Below are 12,256 nucleotides of genomic sequence, written 5' to 3'. Positions count from 1 at the left end.
GCTACGGGGCGAAGGTGACTCGGCTGATCTCGTTGATGTTGCTCCGGTCCACGATCACCAGCGACTCGGGAACCGGTCGCATCGTGCCGCCGGCCCGCAGCCGTTCCATCAGCCGCCGCCAGCGAAAACAATGCAGCGTGAAGGTGATTCGATGCGAGCGCCGCCCACGCGCATGTTGACCGGCCCTGGCCACCGTCGGCGGAACATCGAGCAGGATCACATGCAGTTCCCTGCCGTACCCGAATGCCCAGCGCGAGATCAGCCTGCGGGCCCACCCGAAGGTGGCGCAGTCGTGGATCACCACCGGTCCTTCGGTATCGCGTAGCGCCGCACGGATTCCCGCGAAGTGCGCGATGTGCACGACCGGACGCCACAGCGGGTACGGCAGCCAGTCCAGCCGGTGCCGCCACCGGTTGCGGGCCTGTTGGGAGTCGAGCACGACCGAGCCCTCCGGGCCTGCCGCGGGGCCTTCGCCGTCGGCGGTCGTGCCGAAGAACCGGCGCAAGGCGGTGCTCTTGCCCGCACCGGGGATGCCTGCGATGACCAACGCGGAGAGCGGGGGATACTGCAATTCGTCGACGGCGCGGCCGCGTAGATCGTGCACGGTGTGCGGCGCGAGCACGGGCATCGCGGTCTCGGTCGGCGAAGGCAGCGTGGCGAGCGGGGGGTTCACCTCTTCCAGCGTCCCCACTCGCCGCCGTGGCGGCAACGGGGAAAACCCTGGATTTTCACTGAGATTTTCCCGGAGTGGACTTGCGGAAGGGTTCACCTTCTCCAGGGTCCGGGTCCTCGGCCGATCTGGCAAGAACGGACAATCCGGGCATGGGAATCAGTCGGAGCGGCCGCGGGCTCGAGCGCGCAGATGCATGCGCTCACCCTGGCTCCCGAAAAGGCTGAGGATTTCGACCGGCCCGCGTCCGGTGGTGCCGAACCAATGCGGTTGGCGGGTATCGAATTCCGCGGCCTCGCCGGGCCCGAGGACGACGTCGTGCTCGCCGAGAATCATCCGCAGCCGACCCGACAGCACATACAACCATTCGAAACCCTCGTGGACGCGCGGCTCCGGCTCGGTGCGGTCGGCCGGGAGCACCATCTTGAAGGCCTGGATCGGACCGGGCTGGCGAGTGAGTGGAAAGACGGTGATACCGTTGATCTTTCGCGGGTGCGAGTGCACCCGGGGGTCCGCGATCCGTGGTGCCGCGACGAGTTCGTCGAGCGGTATCTGCAGGGCCATCGCGATGGGTAACAGCAGTTCCAGGCTGGCGCGGCGCTGTCCGGACTCCAGGCGCGACAGCGTGCTCTTGGATATCCCGGTGGTCTCCGCCAATGCCGTCAACGTGATGTTGCGGTGGGTGCGCAGCGCCCTGAGCCGCGGGCCGATGTCGGCCAGCGTTGCGGCGATGGTCGGCTGATTCTCCATCGCACCAGTGCACCGCGATTTCCCAGAAACGGCAATATTTGTTGCTGTTCTCGCGCAATATTCGGCACCCTGGTCGGCGGAGATGATCGGTAGAGGAGCGAGGAAGAGATGGACACAGGCCAGAAGTACGACGTAGTAATCGTCGGCGGGGGCGCGGCCGGACTGTCCGCGGCGCTCGTGCTGACCAGGTCGCGCCGCACGGTGGCGGTGGTGCGCGGCGGCGAGCCACGCAACGCGCCTGCCGAGCACATGCACGGCTTCCTGTCTCGCGACGGAATGCCGCCGGGTGAGCTGCTGGTCACCGGTGCCGCTGAGGTCGCCGGATACGGCGGCGAGCTGATCGACGATGTCGTGACCATCGTCGAAAAGTCCGATGACCATGGTGTTTTCACCGTCACCCTGGCCGGAGGGCGAGTGCTGACCGCGCACCGGGTGGTGATCGCGACCGGCCTGCGCGACGAACTGCCTGACTTGCCCGGCGTGCGCGAACGGTGGGGCGCCGAGGTGCTGCACTGTCCGTACTGCCACGGCTACGAGGTGCGCGACCAGCCGCTCGGCCTGCTCGGCGGCGCCGATCCCCGGGTGATGCATCTGGCGGTGCTGTTGCCGCAATGGTCGGACGACGTGATCCTGTTTCAGCACACGATGACCCTGTCCGACACCGACCGCGCCCAGCTCACCGCGCGCGGCGTCCGCGTCGTCGAGGGCGAGGTCGCTCGCCTGGTCGTCGACGGCACGCTGCGCGGCGTGGAACTGACCGACGGCAGGGCGGTGCCCCGTTCGGCGGTGTTCGTCGCGCCGACCTTCCTGCCCAACGCCGACTTGTTGCACGCCCTCGGCTGCGACTTCGACGAGAAGGGCTGGGTGGTCGCCGACCCGACCGGACGCACCAGCGTCCCTGGGGTCTGGGTGGCGGGCAATGTCTCGAACCCGGCGGCCCAGGTGATCAACGCGGCAAGCGCTGGCTACAGCGCAGCCGTCGCGATCAACAGCGACCTCGCGCTGGCCGCCGCGAACGCCGTTCCCGTCGGATAACTCTGTCGTTCCCGGCCGGTCAAGTGGACCATCGGTCTCAGAAACCGGCGGAATCTGAGAATTAGTTATGGATTCCGGAACGGCTCCAGAACACTTCCAATCGGGACGGTAAGCTATCAGGTGTAGGCGGAGTCTTCGGTGTCCCTCATCCACCGAAGACTCCGCCTTCCTTGGTTCCGGCACCCCGCCCCTGCGGAATTCGGTTGAGACCGGCCACTAGAATCGTTGGGTGACCAGCGCACCCCCTGACCCGCGTAATCGTGCCGAAGCCCTCCCCAAGAGCTGGAACCCCGGCGACGTAGAGGCCGCCATGTACGAGCGCTGGGTAGCCGCTGGCTATTTCGCGGCCGACGCGACCAGCGACAAGCCGCCGTATTCCATCGTGCTGCCGCCGCCGAACGTCACCGGCAACCTGCACATCGGCCACGCACTCGACCACACCCTCATGGACACCCTCACTCGCCGCAAGCGGATGCAGGGTTACGAGGTGCTGTGGCTGCCTGGCATGGACCACGCGGGCATCGCCACCCAGACGATGGTGGAGAAGCAGCTTGCCGTCGACGGCAAGACCAAAGAGGACTTCGGCCGTGAGCTCTTCATCGACAAGGTGTGGGACTGGAAGCGCGAATCCGGCGGCGCCATCCAGTGGCAGATGCGCGCGCTCGGTGACGGCGTCGACTGGAGTCGCGACCGATTCACCATGGACGACGGCTTGTCTCGGGCCGTGCAGACGATCTTCAAGCGGCTCTACGACGCCGGACTGATCTACCGCGCCGAGCGACTGGTCAACTGGTCGCCCGCGCTGCGCACCGCCATCTCGGATATCGAGGTCAACTTCCAGGAGATCCCTGGCGAGCTCGTCTCGCTGCGGTACGGCTCGCTCGACGACAGCGAACCGCACGTGATCGTGGCCACCACCCGCGTCGAAACAATGCTCGGTGACACCGCGGTGGCCGTGCACCCGGACGACCCGCGCTACCAGGCGCTGATCGGCACCACCCTGGAGCACCCGATCACCGGGCGGCAGATCCCGATCATCGCCGACGACTACGTGGATCCCGAATTCGGTTCCGGCGCAGTGAAGATCACGCCCGCGCACGATCCGAACGACTTCGAGATGGGCGTGCGGCACAACCTGCCGATGCCGAACATCATGGACGAGAGCGGCCGGATCATCGGCACCGGAACCGAATTCGACGGCATGGACCGGTTCGAAGCCAGGGTCGCGGTGCGCGAGCGGCTGGCCGCCGAGGGCCGCGTTGTCGCCGAGAAGCGGCCCTACCTGCACAGCGTCGGGCATTCCGAGCGCAGTGGCGAGCCGATCGAGCCGCGGCTGTCCATGCAGTGGTGGGTCAAGGTGGAATCGCTGGCGAAGGCCGCCGGTGACGCGGTCCGCAACGGCGACACCGTGATTCACCCGGCCAGCTCGGAGCCGCGCTGGTTCGACTGGGTCGACAACATGCACGACTGGTGCATCTCCCGGCAGCTCTGGTGGGGTCATCGCATCCCGATCTGGTACGGCCCCGAGGGTGAGGTGCTGTGCGTCGGACCCGACGAGACCGCGCCCAAGGGGTACGCGCAGGACCCCGACGTGCTCGACACCTGGTTCTCCTCCGGTCTGTGGCCGTTCTCGACCATGGGCTGGCCGGACAGCTCGCCCGAGCTCGAGAAGTTCTATCCGACAGACGTTCTCGTCACCGGCTACGACATCCTGTTCTTCTGGGTGGCCAGGATGATGATGTTCGGCACCTTCGTCGCCGACGATCCGGTGCTCACCGCAGGCAAGAACGGTGCACGCCAGGTTCCGTTCAAGGACGTGTTCCTGCACGGCCTGGTGCGCGACCAGTTCGGCAAGAAGATGTCGAAGTCGCGTGGCAACGGCATCGACCCGCTGGTCTGGATCAACGAATACGGCGCCGACACCTTGCGTTTCACGCTGGCGCGGGCCGCGCAGCCCGGCGGTGACCTCTCGGTCGGCGAGCCGCACGCGCTCGCCTCGCGCAGCTTCGTGACAAAGCTGTTCAACGCCACCAAGTTCGCGCTGATGAACGGTGCGCACACCGGCGAGCTGCCGGACCGTGCCGCCCTCACCGACGCCGACCGCTGGATCCTCGACCGGCTCGAGGAAGTGCGCGCCGAGGTCGACACGGCGCTGGACGGCTACGAGTTCGGCAAGGCCTGCGAGGCGCTGTACCACTTCGCCTGGGACGAATTGTGTGACTGGTACCTGGAATTGACCAAGGTGCAGTTCGCCGCGGACCCGGCGCGCGTCGATGCCACCCAGGTGGTGCTCGGCACCGTGCTCGACGCGGTGCTCCGCCTGCTGCACCCGGTCATCCCGTTCGTCACCGAATCGCTGTGGCAGGCGCTGACCGGCGGCGAGTCGCTGGTGATCGCCGCGTGGCCGCGGGCCTCCGGGGTGGCCACGGATCAACTTGCCGCGCAACGCATTGCGGACACTCAGCGGTTGATCACCGAGATCCGCCGATTCCGCAGCGACCAGGGCCTCGCCGACAAGCAGAAGGTGGCCGCCAAGCTCGTCGGACTCGACGTGGCGGGGCTGACCGACCAGCACGACTCGGTCACCAACCTGGCCAGGCTCACCGCCCCCGGCGCCGACTTCGCCGCCACCGCGTCGGTGGAGGTCAGGCTGAGCGGCGCCACCGTCACCGTCGAGCTGGACACCTCCGGCGCCGTCGACCTGGACGCCGAACGCCGCCGCCTGGAGAAGGATCTGGCCGCCGCGGAGAAGGAATTGGCCACCACCACCGCCAAACTCGGCAACGAGGCGTTCCTCGCCAAGGCGCCGGAGCCGGTGGTCGCGAAGATCAAGGGCCGTCAGGAGATCGCGGGCGCCGAAGTGACCCGCATCGGCGCTCGGCTCGCGGAATTGAGCGGCAAATGAACACCGAACCGGAACCGCAGTACGGCGACGAGCTGCGGCACCCTGCGGCAGGACCGCGGTTGAGTTCGGGACCGTCGCCGGTCGAGCTCGCCGAAATGGCGCTGGTGGAAGCCGAACTCGACACCCGCTGGCCGGAAACCAAGATCGAGCCGTCGCTGACCAGGATCGCCACCCTGATGGACGTGCTCGGCGCGCCGCAGCACGGCTATCCGGCGATCCACGTCGCGGGCACCAACGGCAAGACGTCGGTGACCAGGATGATCGACGCGCTGCTCACCGCGCTGCACCGCAGGACGGGCCGGATCACCAGCCCGCACCTGCAGCTGGCCACCGAGCGGATCAGCATCGACAACGCGCCGATCACCCCGGCCAAGTACGTCGAAACCTTCCGGGAGATCCAGCCGTTCGTCGAGATGATCGACGAGCGCTCGGCCGCCGCGGGCGGTCCGGCCATGAGCAAGTTCGAGGTGCTCACCGGCATGGCGTTCGCCGCCTTCGCCGAGGCGCCGGTCGATGTGGCGGTCGTCGAGACCGGCATGGGCGGCACCTGGGACGCGACCAACGTCATCGACGGGCAGGTCGCGGTGATCACCCCGATCGGCCTCGACCACACCGACTTCCTCGGCACCGACCTCACCGCCATCGCGGGGGAGAAGGCCGGGATCATCAAACGCGCACCGGAGAGCCTGGTTCCGCGCGACACCGTCGCGGTGATCGCCGAGCAAGACCCCGAGGCGATGGAAGTGTTGCTGCGCAGGGCCATCGAGGTCGACGCCGCGGTAGCGCGCGAAGGCTCCGAATTCCGAGTGCTGGCCCGGCAGATCGCGATCGGCGGCCAGCAGCTCGAATTGCAGGGCCTCGGCGGGGTATACGACGAGATCTTCCTGCCGCTGCACGGCGAACACCAGGCGCACAACGCGGTGCTCGCGCTGGCGGCGGTGGAGGCGTTCTTCGGCGCGGGCGCCGACCGTCAGCTCGACATCGAGGCGGTGCGTGCGGGTTTCGCAAGCATGACCAGCCCGGGCAGGCTCGAGCGGATGCGCAGCGCGCCGACCATCTTCATCGATGCCGCGCACAACCCGGCAGGTGCACAGGCGCTCGCGTCGACCCTGACCTCCGAGTTCGACTTCCGCAAGTTGGTCGGTGTGGTCGCGGTGCTCGCGGACAAGGACGCCGACGGCATCCTCACCGCGTTGGAGCCGGTGCTCGACGAGATCGTCGTCACCAACAACGGTTCGCCGCGCGCGATGGACGTCGACGTCCTCGCCGACCTGGCGGTGCAGCGGTTCGGCGACGAGCGGGTGATCACCGCATCGACCCTGCCCGACGCGCTGGAGACCGCCATCGCGATCGCCGAGGAGGTCGGCGACACGGGTGAGATGGTGTCCGGCGCAGGGGTTGTCGTCACCGGCTCGGTCGTCACGGCGGGCGCGACGCGTGCGTTGTTCGGAAAGGACCCGGCGTGATCGGGTCAGGCCCGGAGGAGGCAGCTTGCGTCACCACGGAGGGCCCCCGATCACGCCGAGGAGTGACAGCATGAGTGAGCCCGATCAGAGCCCGGCGGTCCCGCCGCCTGCCACCGACCCGTGGAAAGGCTTCCGCGGCGTGATGGCGGGCACGTTGGTGCTCGAGGCGATCGTGGTGTTGCTCGCGCTGCCGGTCGTCGCTGATGTCGGCGGCGGCGTGACCTGGTTCTCCGGGACCTATCTGGTGACACTCGCCGTGGTGATGTTCCTCGGCGCGGGCTTCCAACGCCGTTCCTGGGCAATGCCTTTCAACCTCGGCCTGCAGGTGTTGCTCCTGCTCGGCATCTTCATCCACCTGTCGATCGGCATCATCGGCGTCGTCTTCTGCGTCGTCTGGGGATTCATCCTGGTGCTGCGCGCGGATGTGCGCGGCCGCATCGACAAGGGCCTGCTCCCGAGCCAGCAGATCCAGCGTTCGCCCTGAATCCTGGGCCCCAGTATCGGGGCTACGGCAACTGGGGCCACGACAACTTCTGTCTTCTTCGGCCGCGTGCTCGCTCATAGCGTTGCCGCGGGCGACGACGTCGATTGGGCGTCGTGCCGAGACAAGGAGTATTCATGAGACGCGTAATCGCGAATGTTGTTGTGGCTGGGGCACTTGCGACCGGTGCCGTGCTCGGCGCCGGGCAGGCGGTGGCTGCGCCAGGGCTGCCTTTGGAGCCCGGCACGCCGCTGACATCCGAGGCGGGGCAGGTCGGCGATGCGGGGACTGGCTCATCGCAGACGCTGAGCTCGATGTCCGCGAAGTGGAATTGCGCGGGTCAGGCGCTTTGCCCTGGGTAGCGGCTACTCGAAGCGCAGCGCCCCGGCTTCCCCTCGGAGCCGGGGCGCTGCCGTGTCCGGGCGAAGGGATCGCCAGGCCCATGTCGCCCGCCACGCGAGCGCTGGTTCGGTACCCGGCGGGGGTGCCGGTTAGAGTGTCGCCGTGACTGAGCAGACGTTGGTACTCATCAAGCCGGACGGTGTGGCCCGTGGCCTCGTCGGCGAGGTGCTGGTACGGATCGAGCGCAAGGGCCTCAAGATCGCCGCCCTCGAGCTGAAGCACGTGTCCGAGGACCTGGCCAAGGGCCACTACGCCGAGCACGCCGAGAAGCCGTTCTTCGGCTCCCTGATCGAGTTCATCACCTCCGGCCCCGTCGTCGCGGCCATCCTGGAGGGTCCCCGCGCCATCGCGGCATTCCGGCAACTCGCCGGCGGCACCGATCCGGTCGAGAAGGCCGTGCCAGGCAGCGTTCGCGGAGACTTCGCTCTGGAGACGCAGGAGAACCTTGTCCATGGGTCCGATTCGCCCGAATCGGCCAAACGAGAGATTGCTCTCTGGTTTCCGGAGTTCCCGGCATAAGCAAGAGTTACGGAACGGACCAAGTCGTGCGCCGCGGCGGGATCGCGGCGCACGGTGTGGGATACTGGTGTCGGCCGCCTTTGCTGCCGACTGTTCGCGCAGGTACGTGAATGTTCGGGGCAATCGCAGCCGGATGACACACCGCGGTTCGATGCCGATCATCGCTGCCACGGACAAAAGGCCCGGTTGTCGGGTTTGCTGTTCGCGTCGGCACGCTGGATGAGCGCTCACACCGTGGAGTTCAGCCAACAGCCAGGCGCCGCGTGACCAGTTAGCCCAAACCGACGAACGACATGGTGATAACCGGACATGCGGGGCGAGACCATATGACCTTGCGCCGAGCGGCGTGAGGCGAACGGAAAGTGCCCCCGCGTCGGCCGCTTCACTCCTTACCGGGAGGGACGCGCCCGGGGGTCCGAGGAGACTTCGTGGCCGAACAAGTGCCATTGGAAACAACATCACAGGATGCCGAACCATTGCCGGAGCGAATTCGAGTTCATGCACTCGCCAAGCTGCTGGGGGTAACGAGCAAGCGCATCCTGGCCAAGCTCACCGAGTTGGGGGCCGACGCGCGCAGCGCGCAATCGAACGTCGACCGGGCGATCGCGGAATCCGTCCGCGACGCGCTCGGCCCGCCGGAGGGCGACGCCCCCGCAGCCGAGACGGCCGAAACACCGGCCGAGCCGCAGCCGCAGGCGCCCGTCGAAGCCCCGGCGCCGCCGGAGCCCGCACCGAGTAGGGGACACGGCGGGCTGGTCTTCTCCGCCCCCGATCCCATCATCGGCGCAGCCAACGCGGGGGATCCCAACGCGGTTGCCCACCAGCCGTCGGTGCAGCTGTTCACCCACCCGGTCCGGGAAGAGCCGCACGTCACGGCCCCGGTGGTGTTCGAGTCCGCCGCCGTCGTTGCCGCGCCGCTGTTCCTGCCGCCGGACGCCGAAGCGGCCGAACAGGCCCGCCGCAAGCGCCGCACGGAGCGAACCGAGCGCGTGGAGCGTCCCGAGCGAACCGAACGTCCCGAGCGCAGCGAACGTCCTGAGCGCGAGCCTCGCCGCGAAGAGCCGGTAGCAGAGCAGCCCGAGGAAGAGCCGGACACCGTCGAGGACGAGCAGGACTCGACCGACCAGCAGAACGACGCGGACGGTCAGCCCCGTCGCAGGCGGCGTGGCCGTCGTGGCCGCGGCCGCGGTCGTGGCGAACAACACAGCGACGCCGACGACGAGAACGACGACGCCGACTCCGACAACACCACCGAGGACGAGCCGACCGGCGATGCCGCGGACACCTCGGACGCCAACGACTCGGCCGACGACAACGCCGACTCCGACGACGACGAGAACACCTCGGACGGTTCGACCCGGCGCCGCCGGCGCCGTCGCCGCCGCAAGGTGGCAGGCGACGCGAACGAGGCCGACGTCACCGACGACGACCCGCCGAACACCGTCGTGCACGAGCGCGAGCCGAGGAACAAGAGCCGCAGCCGCGCCACCACGGTCGACGAGGTGCAGGGCATCACCGGTTCCACCCGGCTGGAGGCCAAGCGCCAGCGCAGGCGGGACGGCCGCGAGGCAGGCCGGCGCCGCCCGCCGATCCTGACCGAGTCCGAGTTCCTGGCTCGCCGCGAATCGGTGGACCGGGTGATGGTGGTGCGCGAGAAGGCGTTCCCCGATCACCCGACCGCAACCCAGGTCGCCGTGCTCGAAGACAACATCCTGGTCGAGCACTTCGTGACCAGCACCGGCTCCGCGTCGATGGTCGGAAATGTCTACCTCGGCAAGGTGCAGAACGTGCTGCCGAGCATGGAGGCGGCGTTCGTCGACATCGGCCGCGGCCGCAACGGCGTGCTCTACGCCGGTGAGGTGAACTGGGAGGCCGCGGGTCTCGGCGGCAAGGAACGCAAGATCGAGCAGGCGCTCAAGCCCGGCGATCAGGTGCTGGTTCAGGTCTCGAAGGATCCGGTCGGGCACAAGGGCGCCCGGCTGACCACCCAGATCAGCCTCGCGGGTCGCTTCCTGGTGTACGTGCCAGGCGGCACCTCCACCGGCATCAGCCGCAAGCTGCCCGACACCGAGCGCAAGCGGCTCAAGGAAATCCTGCGCGACATCGTGCCCAACGACGCAGGCGTGATCATCCGCACCGCGTCCGAGGGTGTCGCCGAAGAAGAGCTGGCCCGCGATGTGGAGCGGCTGCAGGCGACCTGGCGCACCATCGAGAAGGCCGCCGAAGGCAAGAACGACGGCGCGCCCAAGACGCTGTACGAGGAGCCCGACCTCCTGGTCAAGGTCATCCGCGACCTGTTCAACGAGGACTTCTCCAAGCTCGTCATCGAGGGTGACCGGGCGTGGAGCACGGTCGAGAAGTACATCGGCACCGTGGCGCCGGAGATGCTCGCCCGGGTCTCCCGGCACGAGAACAACGGCGTCGACGTGTTCGAGACCTACCGCATCGACGAACAACTCGCCAAGGCGCTCGATCGCAAGGTGTGGCTGCCCTCCGGCGGCACCCTGGTGATCGACCGCACCGAGGCGATGACCGTCGTCGACGTGAACACCGGCAAGTTCACGGGTGCGGGCGGCAGCAACCTCGAAGAGACGGTCACCAGGAACAACCTGGAGGCGGCCGAGGAGATCGTGCGCCAGATGCGGCTGCGCGATATCGGCGGCATGATCGTCGTCGACTTCATCGACATGGTGCTCGAGTCGAACCGAGACCTGGTGCTGCGCAGGCTGACCGAGGCCTTGGGCCGGGACCGCACCCGGCATCAGGTGTCCGAGGTGACCTCGCTCGGCCTGGTACAGATGACCCGCAAGAAGCTGGGCACCGGCCTGGTCGAGGCGTTCTCGACGACCTGTGAGCACTGCCATGGACGCGGCATCCTGGTGCACGCCTACCCGGTCGAGCCGTCGTCGGGTGACGACGGTGGTGCCCGAGGCACCAGGGAAACCGGGTCGCGCCGCCGCCGTGGCCGGGACAAGGGTGCGGCGCCTGCCGCGCCTGCGGCCGCGACCAACGGGACCGCGCCGGTCGAGTCCGAAGAGGAGATCGCCGTCAAGCGGGCACATCCCGTGGCGTTGGCGATGGCCGCGCATCACCATGATGAGGACGACGACGAGTCGGTGACCGACGAGGTCGAGTCGGCGACGGCGGATACCGAGGTCGTGGCGGCTGCGGACGTGGTGTCCGACCAGGCTGTTGCGGCGGACGTCGCAACCGAGCAGGGTGCGGCCGCCGAGGAGTCGGTGGCTGAACAGGCGGCTCCGGAGTCCGCGTCGGCAGTGCAGGAATCTGCCACGGTGACAGCGGAATCGGAGCCGGTGGCGCGAGGGTCTGCGTCGGCGGTGCGGGAATCCGCAACGGTGACAGCGGAATCGGCGCCAGCGGTCCAGGAGCCCGCCTCGGTGGCCGATGAATCCGCAACGGCCGCAGTGGATTCGGCGCCGGTGGTCGAGAAATCGGCGCCGGAACCTTTCGACAATCACGCGGTAACCAACGGTGCGCCAGAGTCGGCGCCGCGCACCGGACGGCGGCGTCGCGTCGCCCGCTCCGCCGCCGCGCCCGCCGCGGACAGCAGCGGTGCGGTGTTCGTGCTGCCGACCGCAGACCATGCTCCGGCTCCCGCGGTCGACTACACGGCCGATGTGCCTGCCGAGGTACCGCAGCGGCGTCCGCGCCGCCGTGCCGTCGGCCGTCCGGCGGGTCCGCCGCCTGCGGACGCGTAGCAGCTGAGCCAACGGCTTCGATTGGGGGGGGGGGGGGGGGGGCCGGGGGGGGGGCGGGGGGGGGGGGGGGGGGGGGGGGGGGTTGTGTGGGGGTGTGGGTTGGGTTGGGGGCGGGTTGTGTTCAGGGGTGGGGGGGGGGCGGGCGGCGCCCGGGCGGGGGCCGTGGCCCCCCCGCCCGCGGCGGGGGCCGGGCCCCCCCCCCCCCCCCCCCCCCCCCCCCCCCCGGCCGAATCGTTGAGCAGCAGCCGGATCCGTGGCCGAGCCGAGTCCCGACCGATCAGGTCGAGCAAGCGGCGAACCCTCGCGGGC

The 12,256-nt window shown here is 68.7% G+C and carries 8 protein-coding genes; 6 read left to right on the top strand and 2 right to left on the bottom strand.

Going from position 1 to position 12,256, the window contains the following annotated elements; genetic code table 11:
- Position 1: 1 nt before the first annotated feature.
- Positions 2-673: an AAA family ATPase gene (locus tag ACGFNJ_RS13000; protein WP_393446742.1), complete on the bottom strand. Its 672-nt coding sequence runs from the start codon at positions 671-673 to the stop codon at positions 2-4.
- 156 nt (positions 674-829) lie between these two features.
- The gene (locus ACGFNJ_RS12995) at positions 830-1,420 is read right to left on the bottom strand and encodes a helix-turn-helix domain-containing protein (protein ID WP_393446740.1); all 591 of its coding nucleotides are present in this window, start codon (positions 1,418-1,420) and stop codon (positions 830-832) included.
- A 108-nt stretch (positions 1,421-1,528) separates the two neighbouring features.
- On the opposite strand from ACGFNJ_RS12995, the gene ACGFNJ_RS12990 reads away from it, so the two are divergent.
- The 6 genes from ACGFNJ_RS12990 to ACGFNJ_RS12965 all read left to right on the top strand — a co-directional run bounded on the left by ACGFNJ_RS12990 (position 1,529) and on the right by ACGFNJ_RS12965 (position 11,947).
- The gene (locus ACGFNJ_RS12990) at positions 1,529-2,455 is read left to right on the top strand and encodes an NAD(P)/FAD-dependent oxidoreductase (protein WP_393446738.1); all 927 of its coding nucleotides are present in this window, start codon (positions 1,529-1,531) and stop codon (positions 2,453-2,455) included.
- A 229-nt stretch (positions 2,456-2,684) separates the two neighbouring features.
- The gene (locus tag ACGFNJ_RS12985) at positions 2,685-5,360 is read left to right on the top strand and encodes a valine--tRNA ligase (RefSeq protein ID WP_393446736.1); all 2,676 of its coding nucleotides are present in this window, start codon (positions 2,685-2,687) and stop codon (positions 5,358-5,360) included.
- Positions 5,357-6,826 (top strand): bifunctional folylpolyglutamate synthase/dihydrofolate synthase, encoded by a 1,470-nt coding sequence (locus tag ACGFNJ_RS12980; RefSeq protein WP_393446734.1) that lies wholly within the window; start codon positions 5,357-5,359, stop codon positions 6,824-6,826. The genes ACGFNJ_RS12985 and ACGFNJ_RS12980 overlap by 4 nt, the downstream gene beginning before the upstream one ends.
- Before the next feature lie 70 nt (positions 6,827-6,896).
- Positions 6,897-7,310 (top strand): DUF4233 domain-containing protein, encoded by a 414-nt coding sequence (locus ACGFNJ_RS12975; RefSeq protein ID WP_393446732.1) that lies wholly within the window; start codon positions 6,897-6,899, stop codon positions 7,308-7,310.
- 501 nt (positions 7,311-7,811) lie between these two features.
- Positions 7,812-8,228 (top strand): nucleoside-diphosphate kinase, encoded by a 417-nt coding sequence (gene ndk, locus ACGFNJ_RS12970; RefSeq protein WP_393446730.1) that lies wholly within the window; start codon positions 7,812-7,814, stop codon positions 8,226-8,228.
- A gap of 428 nt (positions 8,229-8,656) precedes the next feature.
- On the top strand, positions 8,657-11,947 hold the full coding sequence (locus ACGFNJ_RS12965) for a translation initiation factor IF-2 N-terminal domain-containing protein (RefSeq protein ID WP_393446728.1): 3,291 nt from the start codon (positions 8,657-8,659) through the stop codon (positions 11,945-11,947).
- Positions 11,948-12,256 lie beyond the last annotated feature (309 nt).

Origin of the sequence: Nocardia sp. NPDC049149 (assembly GCF_043197455.1) — a bacterium.
In the GTDB taxonomy this organism is placed as follows: domain Bacteria; phylum Actinomycetota; class Actinomycetes; order Mycobacteriales; family Mycobacteriaceae; genus Nocardia.
Note: the sequence above shows the minus strand (reverse complement) of the source record. Positions and strands in the feature narration are given on the sequence as shown.